24 protein-coding genes and 1 pseudogene are annotated in these 25723 nt (G+C 71.8%); 11 read left to right on the plus strand and 14 right to left on the minus strand.

What is annotated here, in order from left to right; genetic code table 11:
• Window positions 1-14 precede the first annotated feature (14 nt).
• A complete protein-coding gene (locus FDO65_RS04440; protein WP_137448218.1) occupies window positions 15-986 on the plus strand; it encodes an NAD-dependent epimerase/dehydratase family protein in 972 nt (323 codons plus the stop codon).
• 23 nt (window positions 987-1009) lie between these two features.
• On the opposite strand, the gene FDO65_RS04445 is transcribed toward FDO65_RS04440, so the two are convergent.
• Window positions 1010-1624 (minus strand): TetR/AcrR family transcriptional regulator, encoded by a 615-nt coding sequence (locus FDO65_RS04445; protein ID WP_166442025.1) that lies wholly within the window; start codon window positions 1622-1624, stop codon window positions 1010-1012.
• 122 nt (window positions 1625-1746) lie between these two features.
• Between FDO65_RS04445 and FDO65_RS04450 the strand changes: the two genes are divergently transcribed.
• Both FDO65_RS04450 and FDO65_RS04455 read left to right on the plus strand, forming a co-directional pair.
• A complete protein-coding gene (locus FDO65_RS04450) occupies window positions 1747-3516 on the plus strand; it encodes a CocE/NonD family hydrolase (protein WP_137448220.1) in 1770 nt (589 codons plus the stop codon).
• Window positions 3513-4244, plus strand: coding sequence for a Pr6Pr family membrane protein (locus FDO65_RS04455; protein ID WP_166442026.1), 732 nt, complete (start codon window positions 3513-3515; stop codon window positions 4242-4244). The genes FDO65_RS04450 and FDO65_RS04455 overlap by 4 nt, the downstream gene beginning before the upstream one ends.
• Here FDO65_RS04455 and FDO65_RS04460 read toward each other — a convergent pair.
• Complete coding sequence (locus FDO65_RS04460) at window positions 4166-4414, minus strand: hypothetical protein (RefSeq protein WP_137448221.1); 249 nt, start codon at window positions 4412-4414, stop codon at window positions 4166-4168. The two genes, FDO65_RS04455 and FDO65_RS04460, sit on opposite strands and share 79 nt — an antisense overlap.
• Before the next feature lie 277 nt (window positions 4415-4691).
• Window positions 4692-4943, minus strand: a pseudogene (locus FDO65_RS23275) (aspartate-alanine antiporter-like transporter); the annotation flags it as partial.
• 368 nt (window positions 4944-5311) lie between these two features.
• Between FDO65_RS23275 and FDO65_RS04470 the strand changes: the two are divergent.
• Both FDO65_RS04470 and FDO65_RS04475 read left to right on the plus strand, forming a co-directional pair.
• On the plus strand, window positions 5312-5539 hold the full coding sequence (locus tag FDO65_RS04470; protein ID WP_137448222.1) for a hypothetical protein: 228 nt from the start codon (window positions 5312-5314) through the stop codon (window positions 5537-5539).
• 41 nt (window positions 5540-5580) lie between these two features.
• The gene (locus FDO65_RS04475) at window positions 5581-6240 is read left to right on the plus strand and encodes a class I SAM-dependent methyltransferase (RefSeq protein WP_205849776.1); all 660 of its coding nucleotides are present in this window, start codon (window positions 5581-5583) and stop codon (window positions 6238-6240) included.
• Between the two features lie 187 nt (window positions 6241-6427).
• On the opposite strand, the gene FDO65_RS04480 is transcribed toward FDO65_RS04475, so the two are convergent.
• Both FDO65_RS04480 and FDO65_RS04485 read right to left on the minus strand, forming a co-directional pair.
• Window positions 6428-7639, minus strand: a complete 1212-nt coding sequence (locus FDO65_RS04480) for an MFS transporter (RefSeq protein WP_137448224.1) — start codon at window positions 7637-7639, stop codon at window positions 6428-6430.
• Window positions 7640-8341, minus strand: a complete 702-nt coding sequence (locus FDO65_RS04485; protein WP_137448225.1) for an alpha/beta fold hydrolase — start codon at window positions 8339-8341, stop codon at window positions 7640-7642. It abuts the gene before it with no gap.
• Between the two features lie 62 nt (window positions 8342-8403).
• On the opposite strand from FDO65_RS04485, the gene FDO65_RS04490 reads away from it, so the two are divergent.
• The gene (locus tag FDO65_RS04490) at window positions 8404-8772 is read left to right on the plus strand and encodes a DUF2200 domain-containing protein (RefSeq protein WP_137448226.1); all 369 of its coding nucleotides are present in this window, start codon (window positions 8404-8406) and stop codon (window positions 8770-8772) included.
• Here FDO65_RS04490 and manA read toward each other — a convergent pair whose 3' ends face one another.
• The 6 genes from manA to FDO65_RS04520 form a co-directional block, all read right to left on the minus strand.
• On the minus strand, window positions 8773-10053 hold the full coding sequence (manA, locus tag FDO65_RS04495) for a mannose-6-phosphate isomerase, class I (RefSeq protein WP_137448227.1): 1281 nt from the start codon (window positions 10051-10053) through the stop codon (window positions 8773-8775). It lies immediately after the preceding gene.
• Window positions 10054-10324: 271 nt separating this feature from the next.
• Window positions 10325-11539: a uroporphyrinogen-III C-methyltransferase gene (cobA, locus tag FDO65_RS04500; RefSeq protein WP_137448228.1), complete on the minus strand. Its 1215-nt coding sequence runs from the start codon at window positions 11537-11539 to the stop codon at window positions 10325-10327.
• A gap of 71 nt (window positions 11540-11610) precedes the next feature.
• Window positions 11611-13008 (minus strand): MFS transporter, encoded by a 1398-nt coding sequence (locus FDO65_RS04505; RefSeq protein WP_137448229.1) that lies wholly within the window; start codon window positions 13006-13008, stop codon window positions 11611-11613.
• A 105-nt stretch (window positions 13009-13113) separates the two neighbouring features.
• Entirely contained in the window at window positions 13114-13443 is a 330-nt protein-coding gene (locus tag FDO65_RS04510; RefSeq protein WP_137448230.1) for a Rieske (2Fe-2S) protein, read from the minus strand.
• Window positions 13440-15974, minus strand: a complete 2535-nt coding sequence (gene nirB / locus FDO65_RS04515) for a nitrite reductase large subunit NirB (RefSeq protein ID WP_137449452.1) — start codon at window positions 15972-15974, stop codon at window positions 13440-13442. Before nirB ends, FDO65_RS04510 begins: the two co-directional genes overlap by 4 nt.
• A 56-nt stretch (window positions 15975-16030) precedes the next feature.
• On the minus strand, window positions 16031-18664 hold the full coding sequence (locus tag FDO65_RS04520; protein WP_240757416.1) for a molybdopterin oxidoreductase family protein: 2634 nt from the start codon (window positions 18662-18664) through the stop codon (window positions 16031-16033).
• Window positions 18665-18859: 195 nt separating this feature from the next.
• On the opposite strand from FDO65_RS04520, the gene FDO65_RS04525 reads away from it, so the two are divergent.
• Complete coding sequence (locus FDO65_RS04525) at window positions 18860-19687, plus strand: zf-HC2 domain-containing protein (protein WP_166442027.1); 828 nt, start codon at window positions 18860-18862, stop codon at window positions 19685-19687.
• A 41-nt stretch (window positions 19688-19728) separates the two neighbouring features.
• Here the strand turns inward: FDO65_RS04525 and FDO65_RS04530 are convergent, their stop codons facing one another.
• Both FDO65_RS04530 and FDO65_RS04535 read right to left on the minus strand, forming a co-directional pair.
• Window positions 19729-21309: an asparagine synthetase B family protein gene (locus FDO65_RS04530; RefSeq protein WP_137448232.1), complete on the minus strand. Its 1581-nt coding sequence runs from the start codon at window positions 21307-21309 to the stop codon at window positions 19729-19731.
• Between the two features lies 1 nt (window position 21310).
• On the minus strand, window positions 21311-21859 hold the full coding sequence (locus FDO65_RS04535; RefSeq protein WP_137448233.1) for a DUF5715 family protein: 549 nt from the start codon (window positions 21857-21859) through the stop codon (window positions 21311-21313).
• A 55-nt stretch (window positions 21860-21914) separates the two neighbouring features.
• On the opposite strand from FDO65_RS04535, the gene FDO65_RS04540 reads away from it, so the two are divergent.
• Window positions 21915-22154, plus strand: coding sequence for a hypothetical protein (locus tag FDO65_RS04540; protein WP_137448234.1), 240 nt, complete (start codon window positions 21915-21917; stop codon window positions 22152-22154).
• Between the two features lie 181 nt (window positions 22155-22335).
• Here FDO65_RS04540 and FDO65_RS04545 read toward each other — a convergent pair whose 3' ends face one another.
• Window positions 22336-22926: a sigma-70 family RNA polymerase sigma factor gene (locus tag FDO65_RS04545; RefSeq protein ID WP_137448235.1), complete on the minus strand. Its 591-nt coding sequence runs from the start codon at window positions 22924-22926 to the stop codon at window positions 22336-22338.
• A gap of 243 nt (window positions 22927-23169) precedes the next feature.
• Between FDO65_RS04545 and FDO65_RS04550 the strand changes: the two genes are divergently transcribed.
• From FDO65_RS04550 to FDO65_RS04560, 3 genes are read left to right on the plus strand one after another with little or no spacing between them, the layout of a single operon-like run.
• Window positions 23170-23844: a copper chaperone PCu(A)C gene (locus FDO65_RS04550; protein ID WP_205849777.1), complete on the plus strand. Its 675-nt coding sequence runs from the start codon at window positions 23170-23172 to the stop codon at window positions 23842-23844.
• Entirely contained in the window at window positions 23837-25075 is a 1239-nt protein-coding gene (locus FDO65_RS04555; RefSeq protein ID WP_205849778.1) for a Dyp-type peroxidase, read from the plus strand. The genes FDO65_RS04550 and FDO65_RS04555 overlap by 8 nt, the downstream gene beginning before the upstream one ends.
• Window positions 25072-25692 (plus strand): copper resistance CopC family protein, encoded by a 621-nt coding sequence (locus FDO65_RS04560; RefSeq protein WP_137448237.1) that lies wholly within the window; start codon window positions 25072-25074, stop codon window positions 25690-25692. Before FDO65_RS04555 ends, FDO65_RS04560 begins: the two co-directional genes overlap by 4 nt.
• Window positions 25693-25723: the final 31 nt, after the last annotated feature.

Consider the following 25723-nt stretch of genomic DNA (forward strand, 5'->3'; position numbering starts at 1 on the left):
CTCCAGGAGGACACGTGCGGGTCGTCGTCATCGGCGGAACCGGTCACATCGGCTCGTTCCTGGTGCCCCGCCTGGTGCGGGCCGGGCACGAGGTGGTCAGCCTCAGCCGGGGCACGGCCACCCCGTACGTCGACCAACCCGAGTGGGAGCACGTCGAGCAGGTGGTCGTCGACCGCGAGATGGGCGACGGGGACGGCACTTTCCCCTCGCGGATCGGCCGACTCGGCGCGGACACGGTCATCGACCTGCTGTGCTTCACCCCCGCGTCGGCCGCGGCGCTGATCCGGCAGCTCCGTGGGCGGGGCGTGCACCTGATCACCTGCGGTTCCGTCTGGCGGGCCGGCCCCAGTGTCGGCGCGCCCATCACGGAGGACACTGCACCGCCGCCCGCCGGTGAGTACGGCACCGCCAAGGACGCCATCGCCCGGCTCCTGGCCGCCGAGAGCCAGGCGGGTGAGCTGCTGACCACGTCCCTGCACCCGGGGCACATCAGCGGTCCGGGGTGGGCGCCGGTCGGCCCCACCGGCAACGTCGACCCGACCGTGTGGTGGGCGTTGTCGGCCGGCGAGCCGCTGACCATCCCCGGGATCGGTGCCGAGACGATGGTGCACGTGCACGCCGACGACGTCGCCCAGGCCTTCGCGCTGGCGGTCGCCGCGCGGGAGACGGTGAGCGGGGAGGACTTCTTCGTCACCGCCGCCGACGCGCTGAACGTCCGCGGCTACGCCGAGCTCGGGGCGTCCTGGTTCGGGCGGACGGCCACGCTGGAGACCGTGACCTGGCCGCAGTTCTGGGAGCTGACCGACACCGACCACGCACAGGCCAGCTGGGAGCACCTGTGGCGCAGCCACGTCTGCTCCATCGACAAGGCCCGGCGGATGCTCGGCTACACGCCCGAGTACACCGCCGGCGAGACGGTGCTGGCGGCCGTGCGGGCCTGGGTGGACAGCGGCGGGTTGGCCGTCGCCGGGCCGATGGTGGTCTGACCCGCCGGGCCGGCTCACCGGCGTCAGCGGTCCAGCGGGCCGTCGAGATAGCGCTGGACGGTCGGCGCCACCAGCCGGAAGACCTTCTCGTCGGGCAGTTCCGACAGCGGCGGGATGCGCCAGACGTACCGGGTCATGAACAGGCCGACGATCTGGCTGGCCACCAGACCGGCCCGGACGGCCCGCTCCTCTCCCCCCGGACCGTCGGCACCGTTCAGTGACCCGGCGACCACCCCGATCAGGGCGGTACGGAACACCGACTGCAGCTGTTGCAGGGCCAGCGGTTCGTGGGCCGCGGTGAGGATGACCGAGCGCAGCACCACGGCGCTGGCCGGGTCGTTCCAGTTGGCCAGCATGGCCTCGAGCAGGGCCGCCCCCCGCCGGTCCAGCGGGGCGGACGCCGCGGCGGCGACCCGCTCGGCGAAGCCGGGCGGGGGCTGCAGGCAGGCCTGTAGCAGGGCGGTCTTGTCGGCGAAGTAGTAGCTGACCAGGCGGGCGTCGACCCCGGCGGCGCGGGCGACGCCCCGCAGCGACGTCCCCGCCCAGCCCTGCTCGGCGAAACAGGCCCGGGCGGCGACGACGATGCGCTCGACGGTGACGCCCCGTTCCTCTTTGGGTCCCCGACGCGGTGCGTCCATCGGTCCACCTCCGGCCCGGTGCAGCGATCTCCCGCAGCCCCCTTGTCGTCGCCCGGGAGTCTGCCAGATACTTTCCCCACTCAGGGAAACTCCCCGGGGCGCCGACGTACCAGGGGTGGCAGATGACTCGGGTGACATCGGCCGGACCGGGTCCCGGCGAGCGGCGTCTGAACGGGCCGCAGACCACCGGCCGCTCCTACCGGGACCTGTCCGAGCCGGTGCACGAGTCGACCACCGACGAGGACGTCGAGGTCCGCCTGCGGGACGGCGCCCGGCTGCTGGCCGACGTTCACCGTCCGGACGCCGACGGCCGATTCCCGGCCCTGATCGCAGCGTCGCCCTACCCCCGGGAGATCCAGAACCTGGGCGCCCCCCTGGGTTTCGTGGAGGCCGGGGCCACCGACTTTTTCGTCCCCCGCGGCTACGTCCACGTCATCGCGAACCTGCGCTCGACCGGCGGATCGGACGGCACCTTCGGTTTCTTCGACGCATCGGAACGCCGCGACCTGTACGACCTGGTCGAGTGGACGGCCGCCCAGCCGTGGTGCGACGGCCGGGTCGGGATGATCGGCATCAGCTACTTCGCGATGGCTCAGGTCGAGGCTGCGGTCGAGCGGCCCCCGCACCTGCAGGCCATCTTCCCGCTCGCCTGCACCCCGGACCTGTACGAGTCCGGCTGGCACCACGGCCTGCTCAACGCCGCCTTCCTGGGGCCGTTCCTGACCGCCATGGGCGTCACCGCCCACCGGTCCGAGAAGTTCTGGCGCGGTCATCTTCTCGAGGCCGCCCGGCACATCCTGGCCACGCCGGCGCTGCACGCGAAGTTCGGTCGGATGAACGGCGAGGCCGCCATCGCCGGTCTGCAGAAGGTGCTGCGCGGTGAGTACGACGCCCATCCGTGGGACGAGCTGTGGCAGCAGATCGCGGTGGAACACCCGCTGCGGGACGGGTTCTGGGACGACCGCACGGTGCTGCCGGGTCTGGCCGACGTCGACATCCCGGTCTACCTGGGCTGCGACTGGCAGAACGTCCCTCTTCACCTGCCCGGCACGTTCACCGCCTGGCGGGCCCTGGAGCACAACCCGCACGTCCGCATGGGCATGCTCGACGAGTTCGGCCTGACCTGGCCGTGGGAGAGCCTGCACGTCGAGGCGTTGGCCTGGTTCGATCACTGGCTCAAGGACCGGGACACCCAGATCATGGACGGCCCGCCGATCCGGTATGCGCTACCGGGTGCGGACGAGTGGCGGACGGCCGACGCCTGGCCGCCGCCGGAGGCCACGCTGCAGCCGTGGACCCTGGCGGCCGACGGCACCCTCGACCCGGCGGGAGCCGGCGCCGCTCAGGGTGCGGGCGTGGCCGGGCGCGACTATCTCTGCCTGGGAACGGGTCTGGGCCGGCCGAAGCATGCCCACCCGCTGTCCCTGCCTGCGCTGCTGACCTGGGACAGTTCCCCGCTGGCCGGTGATCTCGACGTCGTCGGTGACATCGAGGCCGAGCTGGTGGCCAGCACGACGGCGCCGGACACCGCCTGGATCCTCACGCTGCAGGACGTCGCGCCGGATGGCACCGTGGTCGACGTGACCGCCGGCTACCTACGGGCCAGCCTGCGCACCGTCGACGGGCAGGCCAGTCGACCCGGTGCGCCGGTGCTGCCGTGCCGCGAGTTCGCGCCGGTACCGACGGGTGAGCCGGTGACCTACCGGATCCCGCTGGTACCGAACGCGCGCCGGTTCGCCGCCGGCCACGTCCTCCGCGCGGTGCTCACCAGCGACGACCAGGACCCGTCGACCCCGGCCATCATGGAGTTCCGGCACGCTCCGGTCGGGACAACTTCCCGCAACACCGTCTTCGGGTCGTCCCGGCTGCTGCTTCCGGTGCTGCCGGCGTGAGCCCCGGCGCCGTCCGGTGGTCCCGCGCCTGGCACGCGGTCATCCTGGTCGACGTCCTCATCGCGCTCGGTCTGCAGCTGTGGTTGGTGTTCACCGGCGGTCCCGATCCGAACACCGGCGACACCGCCGCCTCGGTCGGGATCGGCACCCGGCTGATCCAGACGATCAGCTTCTTCACCATCCAGAGCAACCTGCTGGTGCTGGCCGTGGCGATCGGCCTGGTGCTCGACCCGGCCCGGGACGGCCGCTTCTGGCGGGTCCTGCGGCTGGACGCCCTGCTCGGGATCGTCATCACCGGGCTGGTCTTCGACACCATCCTCATCCACTACGTGCACCCGTCCGGCTGGCAGCTGGTCGCCACGATCGGACTGCACTACCTGGCGCCCTGGCTGACCCTGCTCGGCTGGCTGCTGCTCGGGCCGCGCCCCCGGTTCGACCGGGCGACCCTGGTCTGGTCGCTGCTGTGGCCGGCCGCCTGGATCGCCTACACCTTCATCCGCGGGGCCGTCGTCGACTGGTACCCGTACCCCTTCCTGGACGTGCAGGAGATCGGTCTCGGGGCGGCGATCCGCAACACCGGCATCGTGCTGGTCGTCGCCGGCGTGGTGCTGGCGATCCTGCTGCTCATCGACCGGCGGTGGCCGACCGGTCAGTCCCGGTGGCGGGCCCACCAGCGCAGCGTGGACAGCACGACCAGCGCGGTCGACCCGAGGACGACGAACAGGTAGCAGAAGGCCAGCAGCACGCCGGTGCCCAGGTTCGCGGTCGGCGGGCGCTCCGGGTAGAGCCACACCGGCAGCCAGATCGAGACCGCTCCCAGCGCCCCGACCACGACGAAGGCGGCCGCCGTGAGCAGCCACCGACGATCCTGCGACCACTGCCGGAACCCTGACGTCACCGGCCCACTGTGCCCGAGAAGCGCGCAACCGTGTCCGACCCGCACTCTCGGAACCGCCCCGACGGGATCGGTCCACTTCGCCCCGCTGGAACCCCACCCCGGAGCGGGGGAACGTCAGGGCTCCTGGTCGAGCGCGCCGAGCAGGTCCTTCAACCCCAGCCCACCCAGGCGCAGCGCCTCGAACTCGAGCGTGGTCCCGGTCGAGGTGTCGGTAGGCGACTGGGACGAGATCGCTCCATTCCTTCAGGATCATCGCGTCCTGCGGGAGCCCGACGATCGAGCCTTGACCCACCCCGACGACCGCGGACTGGGTCAGCCCGCCCCCGGCGACCCCGGCCGCCAACCCCGGATTCAGGCCGAGGATCGCGGCGACCGCGAGGACGACGGCGAAGCCCACCACCGAGAGCACGGCCGCGAACACGGCCTGCGGTGCGCCGGACCCCTTGAGTCCGGCGACGAACTGTGGGCCCAACCGGATACCCAACGCGAACAGGAACAACAGGAAGAACAGCGACCGGGCCGGACCGTCGACGTGAGGGTGCGCACGCTGCTATCCGCGCCTTCCACGGCGACGACCGCGCCGAGCGCCACCCCCACCATCAGGGTCCCGGTGACAGTGCCCAGCGTCAGCGACCGGAACCGGGCCCGGCCGAGCCCCGCACCGAGGCCGACCGCGAGCGGGACGGCGATCTCCGGATGGGCGATGAGCGACCGGGCCAGCCACTCCACCTACCGATCCGTCCGATCGGCGGCGGGCGCAGTCATGCGATCACCGTACGGTCCGGAATCTCCCTCCCGTACCGCTCTCGTCCCGAGGGTCCAGTGCGCGAAGCACCGTTCGTGTCGATCTGTCCGGTCCGGGAACCTTCATCCTCGACGTGAGAGTGAGGTGTCGAAATGAGCACGGCCACGATCGTCACCATCTACCTGAGCTTGACGGTCATCATCGTGCTGCTGGTGATCATGCTCGTGCACTGGCGCCGGTTCCGGTACGAGACGGACCGACTCAAGGCGTGGCAGGCCGTCTACGGGCGCACCGGCGGAAAGGTGGCGATCGCGGTCGGCATCGTCGCGCTGGCCGTGCTGGTCGGGGCGTTCGCGGCCGCGACGGCCGGCCCGCCCTGATGTTCGCCGAACGGCTGGCACCGTCCGGCACCCTGGACGGGGTGACGTCCTCCCCCTTCGCCGCCGGTGACTTCCCGGCCGGCTTCTTCAGCCGCGAGGACCCGTCGCCGGACGCCGATTTCTACGACCCGCCGCGACTGGTCACCCACATCGACGACGGCGCGATCGCCGCGGTCGGCGACCTCTACGCCGAACTCGGCCTGGACGGCGACGCCCACGGGCCGCGCCGGGTGCTGGACCTCATGTCGTCCTGGGTGTCGCATCTGCGGTCCGCCCCGGCCGAGCTGGTGGTGCTCGGCATGAACGCGGCCGAGCTCGACGCCAACCCCGTGGCCACCGAACGGGTCGTGCAGGATCTCAACTCCGATCCCACGCTGCCGCTGCCCGACGCCTCCGTCGACGGGGTGCTGTGCTGCGTGTCGATCGATTACCTCGTCCGACCGGTGGAGGTGCTGGCCGAGGTCGCGCGGGTGTTGCGCCCCGGCGGCCCGGTGGCGATCACGTTCTCGAACCGCTGCTTCCCGACCAAGGCGATCCGCGGCTGGCTCCTCACCGACGACGCCCAGCACTGCGCCATCGTGGCCGAGTACCTGCGGCTGGCCGGCGGCTTCACCGAGCCCGAGGCCTCGCTCCGCACGCCGTCGGGCCGCTACCACGGCGATCCGTTGTACGCGGTGGTGGCCCGACGCGAGGCTGACTGACGCGGGCGCCTGACGCCGACCATTTCCGCTGACGCTGGTCGACCGCGCTCGAGCTGCTCAACCGCGCCGACGCTGTTCAGCGGCACTGACGCTGAGGTTTGACCGGTGGGGCGCTCCACGACGCCGGTTCGGCATTGATGGTCAGCGCCGGCCACCGTCCAACCCCGCCCCGGACAGCACGCACCACTCAGCCCCGTCGCGGCTCCCCGCGGCGCGGCAGCCAGTAGCCGAGCCACCCGGCGCCGAGCAGGCCGACCACGCCCATGGCGCCGATGCCGACGCCGACGGTGGCCACCGCGGTGACCCCGGCGATGACGAACGGGCCGACCCCGCCGCCGGTGTCCGCGAACACCCGCCAGACCCCGAGGAACACGGCGCGCCGGTCGGGTGGGGCGAGGTCGGCGCCCAGGGTCATGACGATGCCCGCACTCAGCCCGTTCCCGATGCCCAGGACCAGGCCGACGATGATCATCGAGGCCACACCGGTGGTGAACGGCAGGGCCAGCAACGCGACCCCGAGCACCAGCATCGACGGCACCCCGACCCAGGTGCGGCCGCGGCGGTCCATGATCGACCCGGCCGGGTAGAAGAGCAGCATGTCGATGGCGCCGGAGATCCCGAAGATCACCGAGATGGTCGCCGGGGACAGTCCGAGCTGCTGCCCCCACAGCGGCAGCGCCACCTGACGGGCCGCCCGCACCGCGCTGACGATGAGCACACCGACGCCGAGAGTGGCCAGCACCGGACGGTTGTCGCGGACGGTGCCGACCAGCGACGGCCGCTGAGTGATCGCACCTGCGGCCACCGGCTCACTGAGGTCCCGGGCGCACAGCAGCACCCCGACAGCCAGCACCGCCGCGACGATGTGCACCCAGTACGCACCGTCGGTACCGAAGAGCGCGATGGCGCCGCCGCCGATGAAAGGCCCGACGAAGAGCCCGATCCGGAACACCCCACCGAGGGTCGACATCGCCCGGGCCCGCAGCCGGAACGGCACCACCGCCGTCAGGTAGGCCTGCCGGGCCAGCAGCCAGACCGCGGTGCCGACGCCGGTGAGGAAGATGGCGACCGTGAACAGTCCCAGGCTCGGCGCCACGATGCAGCCGAACAACGCTAGGATCGTCAGGCCGGCGGCGGCGACCATGGTGCGGCGTTCCCCGAAGCGGTGCACGATCGCCCCGGCCGGCACGTCGGCCACGATCTGCCCGAGCCCGGCCGAGGCCACCACCAGCGCGGCGGCAGCCGGACTGGCACCGAGTTGCGCGGCCGACACCACCACCACCGGGGCGATGGCGCCCTGCCCGACGGCGAACACGGCCGGCGGGATGAAGGCCCCCGGGGCCAGCGACCACAGCGACAGGTCCGGGTCGGGGCCCTGCGGATCGGGATGCGCCGACACCTACAGGTACTCGCACAGTCGCTCGGCCAGCTCGACCGGCCGGCTGAGCGCGACCAGGTGCCCGCCGGGCATCTCGTCGACCGTCACCCCGAGCGGCCCGAGTCGTTCGGCGACCACCCGGCGCTGGAACTCCAGCGGGAAGAACCGGTCGTCCCGGCCCTGCAGGAACCGGGTGGGCACGTCCGGCCAGCGGTCCAGCGGGAACGGATCGGCGAACGGACGGTCGGACTGTGCCAACTCACCCCGGGCGAAGGCGGCCGCGGTGACCGCCGCCGGGACGTCGTGGAAGAAGGCATTGCCGATCCAGTCGTCGGCCTCCGGGTCCCATCGCGCCGCCCGGGCGGCGGCGACGTAGGCCTGCCGGTGTCCGGTTGCCGACCACCACTGACCGCCGGTCTCCCCCGGCCGCGGGGTCATCGCGTTGAGCAGCACCAGCAGTCGCACCGGGAGCCGGTCGCAGAGCAACGGTGCGGTCAGCCCGCCCATCGATTGCCCGACCACCACCACATCCGACCGATCCACTTCGGAGCGGTCGACCGCGGCGACCGCAGCATCGACAGAGACGTCCAGACCGGCCTTCTCGTCATCGGCCGGCAGGTCGACCGGCACGACGCGGTGGCCCCGGGCGCGCAGCTCGGGGACCACCAGGTGCCAGTACCAGGCGTCTCCCCCGGCTCCGGGGATCAGGACGACGGTGCTCACCGACCCGACGCTAGCCGCTCGTTCGTGCGATGCCGACCGCCGGTGATCCGTACTCTTCGGACATGCATCGCATCTTCACCACCAGCGTCGCATCGGTGTATCCCCACTACGTGGCCAAGGCGGAACGCAAGGGCCGCACCCGGGCCGAGGTCGACGAGGTCATCGAGTGGCTGACCGGGTTCGACCATGTCACGCTGGACCGGCATCTCGACGACGGCACGACTTTCCAGGACTTCTTCGCCGCCGCCGAGCTGTATCCGGCCGCCGAGCTGATCACCGGCTCGGTGTGCGGGGTCAAGGTGCAGGAGGTCGAAGACCCGCTGATGCGCCGGATCCGCTACCTGGACAAGCTGGTCGACGAGCTGGCCAAGGGCCGGCCGATGAGCAAGGTGCTGCGCACCCCGGTCGCCGGGCCGGCCCCGACCGGCTGATCAGGAAGCGACGGCCGAGACGGCGTCCTCCGCCGGGGCGGCCGCGACGGCGGTCTTCTTCGGGACGCCGAGCCCGTCGCGGGCCCGGAACACGGTGCCGGTCCCGCTGATCCACACGCGCCCAGGAGTGGCCGGGATGAACACCGACGAACCCGGCTTGAGGGTGAGGGTGCCGTCCCTGAGGTCGGAAACGGTGATCTCGCCCTCGGTGGCCAGCAGCACCTGCGGCCCCGAATGTTCGATCATCTGCTCGTCGCCGGACTTCAGCGTCAGCCGGGACAGGGCGAATTCACTGGTGGGCGTGCGGAAGTCGACTTCCAGCGGGCCGACGCGCGACGGCTTGACCCGCTGCATCCCGCCGGGGGTGTAGTCCAGGGTGCGGGTGAGCTCGTCGATGTCGACGTGCTTGGGCGTCAGGCCGCCCCGCAGGACGTTGTCCGAGCAGGCCATGATCTCGACGCCGAGGCCGGAGAGGTAGGCGTGCATGTTGCCGGCGCCCAGGTAGATGGCCTCACCGGGCTGCAGGACGACCCGGTTGAGCAGCAGCACGACGATGACCCCGGCGTCCGTCGGGTATCGCTCGGCGATGTCGACCACGGTGCGGTATTCGGCGGCGAACTCGCCGTCCTGGCCCGCCGCGGTCCGGCAGGCACCGACGATCGCGTCCAGCGCAGCGGTCAGCTTTTCGGCGGGCATCGCCAGGATCGAAGGGACCAGTTCGGCCAGGCCGTCGGCCCCAGGCTGCTTCCGCAGAGTGTCGGCCAGCGCGGTCGCCGCGGGCACGTCGAGGGCGTTGAGCAGCCGGACCGTCTCGGCGGTGTCGCGGAAGCCGGCGAGCGCCACGAACTCGGTGAGCGCCACGATCATCTCGGGCTTGGGGAACGGATCCTTGTAGTTGCGGTGGCCGGCGTCGACCGGGATCCCGCGGGCCTCCTCGTCGGCGAACCCGGCGCGGGCCTGCTCGGCGGTCGGATGCACCTGCAGGGACAGCGGCGCGTCGGCGGCCAGCAGCTTGAGCAGGAAGGGCAGTACCTCTCCGAACTCGGCGGCGACGGCGCCACCGACCGCACGGCTCGGGTTCTGCTGGATGTAGTCGAGCAGCGATGTGGGCGCCGCGGACGGGTCGCCGACCCCGGTGTGCAGATGGGACGGATCGCCCGGGTGGGCGCCCACCCACATCTCGGCCTGCGGCTCGTCGGAGGCGGGCTCGCCCAGCAGGGTGGCGATGGCGGTCCGCGAACCCCACGGGTAGGGGCGGATCGCGTTCTGCATCAGGTACATGGGTCACTCCTGTTCTGTCTTCCCCGACCGGCGGACCGTCGACGGGCGGCGGACCCGCGACGAAGCGGGACCGTCGACCACCGGGTCGGCCGTCGGCAACCGCCATCGACGGGTAATCGGCGATCCGACGGAGGGCGAACGGTGACGCTCCGTGCCGGTGGATCGACTGATGGCTGGCTGCCGCGGGTGGAGCCTAACGCGCGGGGCTCCATGATCAGCGGAGTGCACAGCGGGCCCGGCGTGATGTGAGGAGCGACTCGCAGGTCGTCGTTCAGCCGCGGGCGAGGGCGGCGACGGCCCCGATGACCACCACGGCCGGGGAGGCCAGTCCCGCGGCCCTGACGTCCGCGGGCAGGGTGGACACCGTCCCGACGACGGTCTGCTGCTGCGGGGTCCAGCCGTTCGCGATCGCTGCGGCCGGGGTGTCGGGCGCCAGCCCCGCCCCGATCAGACCGGCCGTGACCTCCGGCAGCAGGGCCATGCCCATGAGGACGACGAGGGTGGCGTCCGGGTCGACCAGCCGGGCCCAGTCGGTCCCGGCGCGGGCGTCGGTAACCACCGCGTCGTGCCCGGAGAGCACGGTCACCTGGCGGGACAGACCCCGGTGGGTGACCGGGATGCCGGCGGCGGCCGGAACGGAGATGGCGCTGGTGACGCCCGGGACGACGGTGACGTCGACCCCGGCCTCCCGGCAGGCCAGGACCTCCTCGCCGCCGCGTCCGAACAGGAACGGGTCGCCGCCCTTGAGCCGGACGACCCGGCGGCCGGCCTGGGCGTGCTCGACCAGCAGCCGGTTGATCTCCGGCTGGGGTACCGGGTGCCGGCCGGGGGTCTTGCCCACGTCGATCAGCAGCACCTCGGGCCGCAGTTCGGCCAGGACGCCCACCGGACCGAGACGGTCGTGCACGACGACCTCGGCGGCGGCCAGTTCCCGACGCCCCCGGACGGTCAGCAGGTCGGGGTCGCCCGGACCGCCGCCGACCAGGACGACCCGTCCGGGGCCGGGGCGGTGCCGGTGCAGCGGCAGGTCGCCGCGGTCCAGGGCCTGGGCGAGCGCGTCACGTAGGTGGGCGGCCCGCCGCGGGTCGGCCCCGGCGGTGGCACCGATGCTGATCTGCAGTCCGTCGCGGACGACGCTGGCGGTGCTGCGGGCGGTCCCGGCGGTGGCGTCGTCGGCCCGGACGCAGAACGTCCGGTCGGCGGTGGCCGCCGCCTCGACCGCCTCGTCGGTGTCCCGGTCACCGGTGGCCGCGAACACCAGCCAGGCGCCGTCCAGGTCGCCGGCCTGGTACTCGCGGGCCGTCCAGATGAGGGCGCCGGAGCCAGCCAGGTCGGTGATCTCCTCGCACGCCCACGGGGCGACGACGGTGACGAGCGCGGCCGCGGCCAGCGCCGACCGCACCTTGCGGGCGGCCACCGGGCCGCCCCCGACGACCACGACCCGCCGTCCGGTCAGGGACAGCTGCAACGCGAGCGGCGTGGTCATCGGGGATCCTGTCTGCTGGGGGCTCCGGCCGGCGGCGAGGCGGATGGTGGCGCGGGTCTCAGGGTGCCAGGTCAGACACCCTCGAGGCGACGCGCGTGCGGCCGCAGGTACACGTACCAGGTGACGGCGAAGCAGACCGCGTAGAAGGCGATGAACGCGATGTACGCCGAGTCGGCCGACTTGGTGGCCAGGAACGACTGGCGGAAGGCCAGGTTGACCAGCACTCCACCGAACGCGCCGATGGCCCCGGCGATGCCGATGAGCGCCCCGGCGTACCGCTGGGCCTTGGCCATGGAGGCGGCCGGTTCGGCGCCACCCTGGGTGATCTCCAGGCCGGACTTGGCCTTGAAGATGGCCGGGATCATCTTGTACACCGAGCCGTTGCCGAGCCCGCTGAAGGTGAACAGCAGGATGAAGCCGACCAGGTAGAGCGGGAGCGAGTGCATGAGCGAGGCGGCAAGGACGATGCCGGCGCCGATGGCCATGGCCACGAAGTTCACGAACGACACGCGGGCACCGCCGAGCTTGTCGGCGAGCATGCCGCCGACCGGGCGGATGAGCGAGCCGATGAGCGGGCCGATGAAGGTCAGGTAGGCGGCCTTGATCGGGGTGGAGAAGATGTCGGCGAACTGGACCTGCAGCACCTGACCGAAGGCGAAGCTGAAACCGATGAAGGATCCGAAGGTGCCGATGTAGAGCAGCGAGATGATCCACGTGTTGCGGTCCTTGGCGACATCGCGCATGGCCCGCTTGGCGTTCTTCATCTCGGCCAGGTTGTTCATCGTGAACCAGGCGCCGACGGCGGCCGCGATGATCAGCGGGATGTAGATGATGGGCAGCAGCCGCGGGTGGGTCGCGCCCACGGTGGCCAGGATGAGCAGGCCGATGAGCTGCACGACCGGCACACCGATGTTGCCACCACCGGCGTTGATGCCGAGCGCCCAGCCCTTGCGGTGGTTGGGGTAGAACGCGTTGATGTTCGTCATCGACGAGGCGAAGTTGCCGCCACCGACGCCGGCCAGGCAGGCCACGAACAGCAGGGTGCCGTAGCTGACCCCGGGTTCGAGGACGACGATGATCGCGATCGTGGGAACCAGTAGCAGCAGGGCGCTGACCACGGTCCAGTTGCGGCCGCCGAAGGTCGCCACCGCGAACGTGTACGGCAGACGCAGGATCGCGCCGAGCAGGGTGGGCAGCGCGGTGAGCAGGAACTTGCCGGCCGGGTCGATGCCGTAGTCCGGCCCGAGGAACAGGACCAGGACCGACCACATCGACCAGACGGAGAAGCCGATGTGCTCGGAGATCACCGAGAACAGCAGGTTCTTCTTGGCGACGTACTTGCCGGTGGACTCCCAGAACTCCGGGTCCTCCGGGCGCCAGTCGGTGATCCAGTGCTTGCCCTGGTGCTTGACGGTGGTCGGGGCGGCGGTGTCGGTCGCCTGGGCGGACGTACCCGGGGTTGTGGTCATCAAGTCCTCGCTCGGGGCGGGTCGGTGCGCTGCCGGACGGCCGGGAACGCGGGAGAGGTGCGCAGCCCCGTCGATGCGCGAGAGGTCAAGCGGTGGTGCCAGAACTCAGACGGTGACGACGACGTCTCCGGAGTCGGTGATCTCGACCGGGTAGGACCGCAGCGACGGCAGCCCGTTGCGCGAGCAGCCGGTGGCCAGCTCGAAGGCGTTCAGGTGCAGCGGGCAGACGACGACGGCGCCGTCGATCTGGCCGTCGGCCAGCGGTCCGCCCTTGTGCGGGCACACCGCGGAGACGGCGTGCACCTTGCCGGTGCGCAGGTGGAAGACGGCGACCTGCTGCCCGTCGACGGCGAACGCACGGCCCTCCCCCGCCGGGATCTGGCTCAACGGGCCCAGGTCGAACTGACGACCGGTGGCCGGCACGGTGGCGGTCATGCCCGCACCCCCACCTTCGGCAGGACCTCGAGCGGCAGAGAGGTGCGGAACTGGCCGGGGGTGGCCGGTGCGGCGCCTTCCTTCCACGGGTCCTTGTAGGCGTCGACGGCCTGTTGCATGCGGGCGTCGAGATCGGCGGCGATGCCCAGGGAGTCCTCGACGATGACCTCGCGGAGGAAGTCGAGGCCGACCCGCGGCACGAACGCGTAGGTGCGCTCCAGCCACTTGGCGTTCTCCCGGTAGTACTGCATGAACCGGCCGGTGAGCAGGTTCGCGGTCTCCGGGTCGTCGACCGTGGCCAGCAGGTCGCCCTTGCGGATGTGGGCGCCGGCCGCGCCGCCGATGTAGATCTCCCAGCGGCCGCCCTCGATGGCGACGATGCCGACGTCCTTGACCAGCGACTCCGCACAGTTGCGCGGGCAACCGGACACCGCCAGCTTCATCTTGGCCGGCGACTCGAGGCCCTGGTAGCGGGACTCCAGGTCGATGCCGAGCTGGGTCGAGTCACCGGTGCCGAACCGGCAGAACTCCTGTCCCACACAGGTCTTCACCGTGCGGAAGCTCTTGCCGTAGGCGTAGCCGGACGGCATGTCCAGGTCGGCCCAGACCTTGGGCAGGTCCTCCTTGCGGATGCCGAGCAGGTCGATGCGCTGCCCGCCGGTGACCTTGACCAGCTTGACGTCGTACTTGTCGGCGACGTCGGCGATGCGGCGCAGCTGGTCGGGGGTGGTGACCCCGCCCTTCATCTGCGGGACGACGGAGAACGTGCCGTCCTTCTGGATGTTGGCGTGGACGCGGTCGTTGATGAACTTCGCGTCCTTCTCGTCGATGTAGTCGTCGGCCCACATCATCTTCAGCAGCGAGGCCAGACCCATCTTGGACTTGGCGTCCTCGGCGCCCTCCGGGGCCAGCGCCGCGAACACGCTGGAGACGCTGCGCAGCTGCTGATCCAGGATGGCCTTCATCAGCTCGGGCTTGTCCATGGGGATACCCGGGACGTACCAGTTGGCCGACGGGTCCTCCTGCACGGCGCCGCCGGCGGCCCACTCGACGACCTGGCAGACCATGTTCTTGCAGGAGCCGCAGCCCTTGCCGGCCCGGGTCTTCTCCATGACGCCGGCGACCGACTTGACGCCGCTTTCGACGCAGGCGACGAGGGCGCCCTTGGAGACGCCGTTGCAGTTGCAGACCTGGGCGTCGTCGGCGAGTTCGGCGATGCCGACCTCCTCGGCCGGGGTGCCCAGGTTGAACAGCATCTCCAGGCGTTCCTCGGGCAGCGGCAGCCCCTGGTCGAACGCCTGGATGAGGAACGCGACCTTGGAGGTGTCGCCGAGCATGGTGGCGCCGATGAGCTTCTCGTCGCGGATGATCAGCGACTTGTAGACGCCGCGCTTGGGCTCGGAGAAGACGATGACCTCGTCGGTGTCCCGCTCGGGACCCTGCACACCCATCGCGGCGACGTCGACGCCGGCCACCTTGAGCTTGGTCGCCGTCCGCGAGCCGTGGTAGGCCGCGGTCGGGTCGGTGCCGGTGAGGTGGTCGGCCAGCACCGCGGCCTGTTCCCAGAGCGGCTGGACCAGGCCGTAGACCTCGCCGCGGTGCTGCACGCACTCGCCGACCGCGTAGACGTCCGGGTCGTCGACGGTGCGCATCTGGTCGTCGACCACGATGGCCCGCTCGACGGTGAACCCGCTGGTGACGGCGAGGTCGATGTTGGGACGGATGCCGGCGGCGACCACGACCATGTCGCACTCCAGGAGCGGGTGGTCGAGAAGGTAGACACCCTGGACCTTCTCGTCGCCCATGATCGCGGTAGTGCGGGCCTTGAGGTGCACCTCGATGCCGAGTTCCTCGACGCTCTTGCGCAGGATGTCGCCGCCGGCCGGGCCGATCTGGGCGTTCATCAGATGGGATCCGGCGTGCACGACGTCGACCTGGAGACCGTAGGCCTGCAGACCGCGGGCGGCTTCGAGACCGAGCAGCCCGCCGCCGATGACGACGGCGCGGCGGTGGTCGTCGTGTTCGGCGTACTCGACCATGCCACGGGTGTCGTCGATGGTGCGGAAGGCGAAGACGCCCGGCTTGAGCGAGCCGTCGTCCATCCGCAGGCCCTCGATGCTGGGCATGAACGAACGACTGCCGGTGGCGATGATGAGGACGTCGTAGGGCGACTCGTAGGTGGTGCCGTCGACGGTCGACTGCGCGTACACGATCTTGCTGAACCGGTCGACGCGGGTGGCCCGCACGCCGGCGTGCAGCGTGATGTCGTTCTCCTCGTACCAGGCGATGCTGTTGAGGAAGATGTCGGCGTCGGTCTCCTCGCCGGACAGCACGTGCGACAGCATGATCCGGTTGTAGTTGCCGTAGGGCTCGTCGCCGAACATCGTGACGGTGAACTGCTCGGCCCCGCCGCGCTGCAGGATCTCCTCGACCGCGCGAGCGCCGGCCATCCCGTTGCCGATGACGACCAGTCGGCGGCGGGTCTCGAAGTCCTCGTCGTCCAGGACGACATCGGGCACGGTGCCGGTCATCTCGTCGTCCGCCTGTCCGAGAAGCTCACTGTGGTGCGAGGTGTGGTCGATGGACATCAGACGACCACCAGTCCGATGTCCAGGATCACGGTGCCGGTCAGGCCGTCGGGGGCGGCCAGCTGCAGTTCGACGGTGGTGCCGCCCTCCAGGTCCTCGACGACCCGCAGCGGCACGTGCACGTCCGACTTGGCGCCGATCGGGAAGTACCGCATCGGCACCCCGTCGCGCAGCATGACGAGGGTGATCAGCTCGTCGGTGGTGTTGCCGCCGCGGAAGTACAGGGCCTGGGCGACCGAACCGTCCGGTACGAGGTAGCTGAGCGAGGCATCCAGCGGGACGGGCTGGTCGATGCCCTTGCCGGTGAATCCGAAGACGCCTTGCAGGAACTTGTTCCGGGTGTGCATCGCGTTGTCCTTTGTCCTGGAAAATGCGGCGGGGCGGGACGGTGGAGCGGATCCGGCGACGCTGCGGGATCGGGATCGGGGGGCCTGGGCGGCCCGGTCGGGTCCGAAGGCGGACCGCTGGGGAGCGGGCTGGGCCGGGACGCGGGCGAGCAGGTGGGTGTCGTCGGGGTCGCCGACCCGGACGACGTCGACGGCGCACACCTTGAACTCGGGCATCTTCGACAGCGGGTCCAGGGCCGGGTCGGTGAGCACGTTGGCGTTGCTCGCCCCGCCCCAGTGGAACGGGGTGAACACGGTGTCGGCCCGGATCGCGGTGGTGACGTCGGCCCGGAACACGGCCGCCCCGCGCCGGGTGCGCAGCTCGACCATGTCGGCGTTCTCGATGCTCAGCCGGCGGGCCAGGTCCGGGTGCAGCTGCACCGTGGGGTCGGGGACCATCGTGCCGCCGAGCCGCCGGGTCTGGGTGCCGCTCTGGTACTGGGTGAGCAGTCGACCGGTGGTCAGTGTGTACGGGTAGCTGCGGTCCGGGCTCTCCACCGGCTTGCGGTGGTGCACCGGGAAGAACCGGGCCCGCCCGTCGGCGGTGGCGAACCGGTCGGCGAACAGTCGCGGCGTCCCCGGGTGGTCGGCGGTCGGGCACGGCCAGAACACGCCCTGTTCGGCCTCGATGCGCTCGTAGGTGATGCCGGCGTAGTCGGCCAGTCCCCCGGCGCTGGCCCGGCGCAACTCGTCGAACACCTGCGCCGGCTCGTCGGAGAAGAACCGGCCCCGGCCGAGCGCATCGGCCAGCCGGCGCATGACCTGCAGGTCGGTGAGCACGCTCTTCGGCGGCACGACGGCGCGGCGGCGGCGGATGACCCGGCCCTCGACGTTGGTCATCGTCCCCTCCTCCTCGGCCCACTGGGCGGTCGGCAGGACGACGTCGGCGAGCTGGGCGGTCTCGGACAGGAAGATGTCCGAGACGACCAGGGTGTCCAGCGCCTGCAGGCGGCGGCGGACCCGGTTCGCGTCGGGGGCCGAGACGATGACGTTGGACGCGAAGACCAGCAGGGTGCGGACGCCGCCGTCGGTGCCCAGGCGGTCGAGCATCTCGAAGGCCGACTTGCCGGGGGCGGGCAGTTCGTCGGGGTGGATCCCCCACACGCCGGCGACGTGGGCGCGGGCCGCCGGGTCGTCCAGGCGGCGGTAGCCGGGCAGCTGATCGGCCTTCTGACCGTGTTCGCGGCCGCCCTGGCCGTTGCCCTGGCCGGTGATGGTGCCGTAGCCGGAGGCCCACTTGCCGGGCAGCCCCAGGGCGAGCGCCAGGTTGATCCAGGCGTGCGTGGTGTCGGTGCCCTTGCTGTGCTGTTCGGCGCCGCGGGCGGTGAGGATCATCGCCGACGGGGCCGCGGCCAGCGTGCGGACGGTCTGCTCCAGATCGGCGACCGCGACACCGGTGATGCGTTCGACCCGATCCGGCCAGTAGGCGGCGACGGCGGCCTTCACGGCGGCGAAGTTGGTGGTGCGGGCGGCGATGTAGTCGATGTCGACGAGGTTCTCGCGGATCGCGATGTGCAGCAGGCCGTTGGCCAGGGCCAGGTCGGTGCCGGGCCGGAGCGCGAGGTGCAGGCCGGCGCCGGCGGCGGTGTTGGTGAGCCGGGGATCGACCACGATGTGCCGCGCCCCCTTGGCCCGGCCCTCGTCGAAGTACTGCATGGCCGGCGGCATGGTGTCGGCCGGGTTGCCCCCGACCAGCAGCACGGCCGCCGCCTCGGCGATGTCGGCCAGCGGGAACGGCAGGCCCCGGTCGATCCCGAACGCCCGGTTCCCGGCGGTGGCGGCCGACGACATGCAGAACCGGCCGTTGTAGTCGATCATCGCCGTCCGCAGCGCCACCCGGGCGAACTTGCCGAGCGCGTAGGCCTTCTCGTTGGTCAGCCCGCCGCCGCCGAAGATGCCGACCGCGTCCGGGCCGTGGGTCTGCTGGCTGTGGGTGACGGCGGCGACGATGCGGGCCAGCGCCTCGGCCCACGACGCCGGCCGGAGCGGGCTGGTGCGGTCGCCGTCCACCGTCCGCACCAGCGGGGTCAGCAACCGTTCCTTGTGGTCCAGCAGTTCGGCGGCGGTGAAGCCCTTGGCGCACAGGCCGCCCCGGTTGGTCGGGAAGTCCAGAGGTTCCAGGACGATGGGTCGAATGCCGCCGGCGGGCTTGCGGGTCAGGGAGATGCCGCACTGCAGCGAGCAGTACGGGCAGTGGGTCTCCGTGGCCCCGGCAGGGGTGGAAGACGCGGCGGCGGTCGCGATCACGGTTTCCAGAGTCGTTCGGCGATGTTTCGTTCGCAGCCGAGCGGCGTTACGGAACAATTTTCTTGTTCTCACAGCCGCAGGTCAGGCCTGTGGGGGTGGTTCGGCCGGCGTGACCTCGGCGGGACGGACCGGCCCCGGACGGGTGGTTCCGCCGGGGTGTGGAACTTCGGGCCCCATCCGGTCGACACTCTCGGGGTGACCGGGACACCACCAGCGTGCCAGCAGTGTCGGGAGTCGCTGTCCGCGGGGTGGGACGGTGAGCCCGCGGAGCTGTCCGACGCCCAACTGGACGAGCACCTCAGCGGGTGTGCGGCCTGCCGTGACTGGCAGGAGCGCACGTCGACCGTCAGCCGGCTTCTCAAGGTGCGGTCCGTGGACGACGTGCCCGATCTGTCCGGCGCCATCGGGGCCGCGGCGGCGGCGACCGGGCTCGTCCGGTCGGTTCCCGCGACGGGTGCGGGGTCCCGTCGCGGACCGGCCTGGTGGTGGTCGACCGACACCTGGCGGGTCGCCCTCGCGGTCATCGCCGTCGCGCAACTGCTGCTCGGGACGGCGCAGCTCTTCGGGATCTCGCTGTTCGGGATGGCCGGCCACGCCGACCACATGGCGATGGCCGGCCCGCCGGACGATCACCTGTTCAACGAGAGCTCGGCCTGGAACATCGCGATCGGCGCCGGGTTCGTGGCCGCGACGGTCATGCCCCGGCGGGCGGCCGGCTTGCTACCGATGCTGCTGGTCTTCCTCGGCGTCCTGACCGCCGTGTCGGTCTCGGACCTGGCGCGGGGGGAGGTCACCACGGCTCGGGTGGTCTCCCACCTGCTCGTGGTGATCGGGGTCCTTGTGCTGTGGCGGGTCGACCGTTCCTACCGGCGGTCGCCGCTACCCGGTCACCGGCAGGCCGGCTGGGACGCCGTCCTGCACCGGGGTGCGGACGCCGGGGAGGGGGCCGACGGGGTGGCCGGCACGGAGGAGACGGGACGGCGGGGCCGCTGGCTGCGCCCGGCCGGTCGCCGCGCGGCCTGAAACGCACCGGTCCACCCGCGGTCCGGGGCCGGCCGACGCGGTCAGCGCCGCCCGGCCAGCCACCGGCGGACGGGCGGTTCGACGTTCCAGCGCACGGCCCCGAGCAGGTCCTTGCCCCGTTCCAGCGGCGTGTTGTCACCCCGCCGGGCCAGTTCGACCGTCGCGAGGTCGAGGTCGTCGCCCTGGTGGTGCAGCACGGTGTCGAAGTCACGCCGCACCGGGGCGTGCAGGTCGAACCCGTTGCGGCGGTGCAGCGTCGGGAACAGGGGTTTGAACAACCGGGCCCGGTCGTGCAGGCCGGAGGAGTAGGACATGCCGGACTTCGGGCGGGTGCGGATGTGGTCGGGCAGGATGTCGGCGAACGCCTCCCGGACCAGCCACTTCTCCTGCGGCCCACCGATCTTCATGGCGAGCGGGATGCGCCGGGCCAGGGTCACCATCTCCCGGTCCAGGAACGGCACCCGGGCCTCGACGCCCTGACTCATGGCCGCCCGGTCGACCCGGTGCAGTTCGGTGCGACCGAGGTTGGCGAGCTTGTGGACGAACAGGCGCTCCCCCTGGGCGGCGTCGATGTCGTGGTACATCCGGTACCCGCCGAACAGCTCGTCCGATCCGTCACCGGTGAGGACGACCTTGATGCCGAGGTCGTGGAAACGCCGGAACAACGGGATCGAGACGGCGGCGTTGATGATGTCGCCGTACTCGGTGAGTTCCCCCACCCGGACGGCCTGCGCCATCTGCCGCCAGCCGAGGTCCGCGGGCCGCAGGTCGACCACCTCGTGGCGGACCCCGAGTTCGGCGGTGAGGCGACGGGCGTGTTCGAGGTCCTTGCTCCCGGGGGCGCCGATGGTGACGGCGACGCAGTCCGGGTGCATGCGGTGCACGTGGTGCAGCACGACGGAGCTGTCCAACCCGCCGGAGAGCACGACGCCGACGGTCAGGTCGGTCCGCAGCCGGATGGCGATGGACTCCGACAGTGTCCGCCGCACCAGGTCCACCGCCTCCCGGGGGTCGGTCACCTGTTCCTCGACGGGCACCGTCGACCGGATGTCGTAGTGCGGCAGCAGGTGTGGTCCGGAGCCTCGCCGGGCCCAGCCGTGATGGCCGGGCGGCACCTCGGTGATGGCCGCACCGACACCGACCAGGGCCTTGATCTCGGAGGCGACGTGCAGACGGCCGTGCCGCCAGGAGAAGTAGAGGGGTTTGACCCCGAGTGGGTCACGCACCAGGTAGGTGTCGTCGGTGTGGAGATCGACGACGGCGAAGGCGAACTCGCCCCGGAGCCGGTCGACCGCGGCCTCGCCCCATTCGAGGAAGGCCGTCATGACGACCTCGGTGTCGGATTCGGTGCCGAAGGTGTGCCCGGCGGCGGCCAGTTCCGCCCGCAGCTCGTCGTGGTTGAAGACCTCGCCGTTGTAGCAGAGCAGCCATCGGCCGTCCGGCGACTGCCACGGTTGGACGGCGTGCTCCCGGTCGACGATGCGCAGGCGCTGCGTCCCGGCCTGCACCGTCGGGGTGTGTCGACGCTCGTCGAGCTCGCCCCGGCCGGCGATGGCGGCCATCATCGGGTCGAGATCGGACGGCTGACCGCCAGGACCGATGACCAGTGCGATACCGCACATGTCAGTTCACCCCGCCCTCGGCGTCGAAGCGGGCGCGCAGGCGCGGTATCTCCGCCGGTGCCAGACAGGTGTGCCACACCCGCCCGGAACGGATCACGTTGAGCTCCCCGGCGTTCTGGCGGCGCTGCAGGATGTCGTTCAGGGCAGCTGCGATCGCTTCGTCGTCACCCCGTCGGGCGGGGTGACGCACCGTGATGTCGGCGGCGTAACCGGTGCAGTGCGAACTGGGATCCAGGGCCGAGTAACCCAGACTGCGGAGATGGTCCTGGTGGGACTGGCTGCGGACCGCGCTGTTCAGCCACAGGGCCCCCCGCGCATCCCCGTGCTCCTGGGTGAGCTGCTGGGCGAGCTCGTTCAACAGGCTGACGATCTCGGGCCGGGCGCGGCAGTACCGCAGGCCGGCGCCCGGTGCGGCGCCGGGGCGAAGACGGCGTTCGACGGCGCGGGCGACCCGGACAGGCAGCCCGGTCGCCTGCCGGCGGTACCGGAAGGCGATCCGCCCGCGGGCGCGGAGCGGATCGAGGTCGACGAGCGCCGGCGAACGGGCCACGTCGGGGGAGGTGGGGAACGGGGGCTCGGTCCCCCCACCACAGCACGTCGATCTGGTGCAGGAGGTGGACCCGGAGCAGGTCGCCGACGGAGTCGCGGCGGGTGCCGTCCTGGACGGTCAGGGTGCCGGCGATGGCGTCCACGACATGTCCGGCCCCGAGCGGATGTCGATCCAGCACCGCCAGCAGCACCGGATCCGTCGCGACCTCGGCCAGGGCGCCGTCCACCCCGTCCCGGGCGGGGGAGGCGGCCAGACCCTCGGCGGCGAGGGTGACATGCGAACGATATGCCGCTAGATCGACAGACACGTCCGGGAGCCTGGCACACAGAGTGACGGAACTTCACGACCGGGCGATGCGAGTCGGGTGACAATTTCGGCTCTCACCTCGGCACGTCACGCACCGGCGTCCCTATGGTCACCTTTCGATGGAGAGAGCGGAATGACGCCCGGATCGTGCGCCGGACGCCGCCGCACGGTCAGCGAGCAGCCGCGGAGGGACCTTCCTGTCCCCCGCCCGCGGCGAGCATCGTCGCCAGTTCCTCCCGAGCCCGGGCCACCCGGGAACGGACGGTGCCCACCGGGCAGCCGATCACGTCGGCGGCCTCGGCGTAGCCCAGACCGACCAGCTGGGTGAGCACCAGGGCTTCCCGCCGCTCGACCGGTAGCCGGTCGAGCAGGTCCGTGACCTCGGTGGCTGCGCCGGAACTGCGGCTGCTCGGCCGCCACCGGGCCGCGGCCCGCTCGGCGGGCACCGTCCAGTCGTCGAGGTCGGCGGTCCGCGGACGGGACGCCTGCCGGCGCAGGTGGTCGACGACGGTGCGGCGGGCGATCACCAGCAGCCAGGTCCGCAACCCGGATCGACCCTCGAACCCACCCAGCGCCCGGAGCGCCCGCAGATAGGTCTCCTGTGTCAGATCGTCGGCCTCGCCCCGCCCGGCCAGCGAGGCGATGAACCGCCAGACGTCGGCCTGGGTGCAACGGATCAGCTGGTCGACGGCCGTCGGATCGCCGGCGACCGCGGCGGGCACCCACCGTTCCGCCTGCGCCCATGAACCGTCCGTCGACACCCGCCCACGCTAGCAAGCCGGCCTGCGATGACCGTCCTTCCGCGGCCCGATCGCGAATGCGGTTCCGACGACTGGGACACACAACCGGACCACGCGGGGCACCAGGAACCCAGCGAAGACCGGGGATGCCGCGGGAACCCACCGGGCCGGTGGAACGACTACCTGCCTGTCGATCGCGAATTCCACCGACGTGGGCACCGGTCGATCACTGCACAGCACCGCACCCCTGATCGGAGAACACCTGTGAGCCCGACTCTGTCCCACCCGGTGATCCGGGCCTGCCAGCTCGCGGTGGCAACCGCTGCTGCGGCCGTGCTGCTCAGCGCGTGTGGTGCATCGCAGCCGGCCGCCGGCGGGTCCGCCACGTCGACCGCCGCAGCCGCATCGACGGCCGCGTCCTCGGCCGCGTCGTCGGCGGCCGCGGGTGAGTTGTCGATCACCGATGCCTGGGTGAAGGCGACCGACGGTGCGGAGGACCCGTCGATGACGGCGGCGTTCGGCGTCATCAGGAACACCACCGACAAGCCGTTGACCATCGTGTCGGCCACCAACTCGGCGTCCGTGCACACCGAGCTGCACGAGATGGCGATGGACAACGGCGCCATGGTGATGCGGCCCGTCGCCGGCGGCATCCCGGTCCCCGCCGAGGGGACCACCACGTTGGAACCCGGCGGCCTGCACGTGATGATCATGGACGTGACGCAGCCGATCAAGGCCGGGGACGACGTCACCGTGACGCTCACCGCGGACGACGGTTCCACGCTCCAATTCACCGCGCTGGCCAAGGATTTCGCCGGAGCGAACGAGTCCTACAGCCCGTCGACCGGCGCGATGGCCGGGATGTCGGGCATGGACATGCCGAGCTCCTCGGGCATGTCCATGCCGGCCGGGTCGGCCAGCCCGTCCGCCGGTGGCTGACGCCGGGCGGCCACGACCCGGGCGGGGTGGGATCTCCCGGCGACGGGCCCTGTTCGGTGGCGCCGCGCTGGTCGGCGGGACCGCCGCGGCCACGGTGTGGCCGGCCACCGGGGCCGCAGCCGAGGACGCCGATGCCCGGTCCGGCGACGACGCCACGGTGGGCAGCGACACGGTGCCGTTCGAGGGTGTGCACCAGGCCGGGGTGGTCACGGCGGCGCAGGCGTTCTCGACGTTCGCCGCCTACGACCTGACGGTCACCGAGCCCCGGCGGGTCGTCGGCCTGCTGCGCATCCTGACCGACGACATCCGCCGGATGACGGCCGGTCGCGCGGCCCTGGCCGACACCGCCCCCGAGCTGGCCGCGACCCCGGCCCGGCTGACCGTCACCCTGGGGTTCGGGCCCGGCCTGTTCACCACCACCGGCCTCACCGACCGACAGCCCACCGGGTTGACGGAGCTGCCGGCGTTCCCCGCCATCGACCGCCTCGACCCGGCCTGGTCCGGTGGGGACCTGCTGATCAAGATCAGCGCTGACGACCCGATGATCGTCGCGCACGCACACCGCATGCTGCACAAGGACACTCGCCCGTTCACGCGGCTGCGCTGGACCCAACGCGGTTTCCTCAACGCCCGCGGCGCGATCGCTGCCGGCGCGACCGGCCGCAATCTGATGGGCCAGCTCGATGGCACGGTCAACCCCAGCACGGACGCCGAACTCGATTCCCGGGTGTGGGCCGGCGCGGACGCCGGCTGGTTCGCCGGCGGCACCACGCTGGTGCTGCGGCGCATCCGGATGGACCTCGACAGGTGGGACGAGCTGGACCCCGCGGCCATGGATGCGACCATCGGGCGCCGGCAGCGCGACGGGTCGCCGCTGTCCGGTACCCGGGAGTACGACGAGCCCGACTTCACCGTTCCGGACGCCACCGGGCTGCCGGCCATCGCCGATTTCGCCCACATCAAGGTGGCCCGTGGCGATGGTCCGGCCCGGCAGATCCTGCGTCGCCCCTACAACTACGACGACACCCCCACCGCCGACGGCGGGTCGGACTCGGGTCAGATCTTCTGCAGCTACCAGGCCGACATCGCCGCCCAATTCGTGCCCATCCAGCAACGGCTGGCCGAACGGGACCTGTTCAACCAGTGGACCACCCCGATCGGGTCCGCGGTGTTCGCGATCCCCCCCGGGTCCCCCGCCGACGGATACCTCGGCCAGGGACTTTTCGCGTGACCGGCCCCCGGGCGATGCCGCGGACCCTCGCCGCGGTGGTGTCGGTCGTCGCGGCCGTGGTCCTGCTGCTGGCCGGCGCGCTACCGGCCGCCGCGCACAACACCCTGACCGGCAGCGACCCGGCCGCCGGCGGGGTGGTGGCCGCGCTACCCGGCACCTTCACCCTGACCTTCAACGACCAGGTCAAGGACCAGTTCGTCACCGTCGTCTTGACTCCGGACGGGGCGGGCCCGATCACCCTGTCCCCCACGGTCGACGGAGCCACCGTCACCGCGACCCTGCCGGCCACCGCCACCCCCGCGGCAGAGCCGGGCGGCGACCGCGCCTACCGGCTCGGCTACCGGGTCATCTCCGCCGATGACCACCCCATCAGCGGGTCGATCGACTTCACCGTCGGAACCACGGCGACGGTCTTCGGACCGGGCACCCCGGTCACCGCCGCCGCCGCCGGACCGACCGCCGCCGACGCGGTCGCCGACGACGGCACCGCAACCAGCTGGTGGATGGTGGCCGCCGCTGTGGTCGTCGCGGCGGGCGTCGCCGGGCTCGTCATCACCCGACGTCGCTCCCACCGCGACGACGCGGACACGGCACCGGCCGGGGCCCCGCCCCGGTAGTCCCCCGACCACCACACCCTCCCCTCGACCG

The sequence above is a fragment of the Nakamurella flava genome, from assembly GCF_005298075.1.
GTDB lineage: Bacteria > Actinomycetota > Actinomycetes > Mycobacteriales > Nakamurellaceae > Nakamurella > Nakamurella flava.

Coding starts and splice junctions, on each gene's coding strand:
- FDO65_RS04470 (WP_137448222.1), top strand. CDS start 5,312: ATGAGCACGGCCACGATCGTCACCATCTACCTGAGCTTGACGGTCATC.
- FDO65_RS04505 (WP_137448229.1), bottom strand. CDS start 13,008: ATGACCACAACCCCGGGTACGTCCGCCCAGGCGACCGACACCGCCGCC.
- FDO65_RS04510 (WP_137448230.1), bottom strand. CDS start 13,443: ATGACCGCCACCGTGCCGGCCACCGGTCGTCAGTTCGACCTGGGCCCG.
- manA (WP_137448227.1), bottom strand. CDS start 10,053: ATGTACCTGATGCAGAACGCGATCCGCCCCTACCCGTGGGGTTCGCGG.
- FDO65_RS04445 (WP_166442025.1), bottom strand. CDS start 1,624: ATGGACGCACCGCGTCGGGGACCCAAAGAGGAACGGGGCGTCACCGTC.
- nirB (WP_137449452.1), bottom strand. CDS start 15,974: ATGACCGGCACCGTGCCCGATGTCGTCCTGGACGACGAGGACTTCGAG.
- FDO65_RS04450 (WP_137448220.1), top strand. CDS start 1,747: ATGACTCGGGTGACATCGGCCGGACCGGGTCCCGGCGAGCGGCGTCTG.
- cobA (WP_137448228.1), bottom strand. CDS start 11,539: ATGACCACGCCGCTCGCGTTGCAGCTGTCCCTGACCGGACGGCGGGTC.
- FDO65_RS04530 (WP_137448232.1), bottom strand. CDS start 21,309: ATGTGCGGTATCGCACTGGTCATCGGTCCTGGCGGTCAGCCGTCCGAT.
- FDO65_RS04490 (WP_137448226.1), top strand. CDS start 8,404: ATGCATCGCATCTTCACCACCAGCGTCGCATCGGTGTATCCCCACTAC.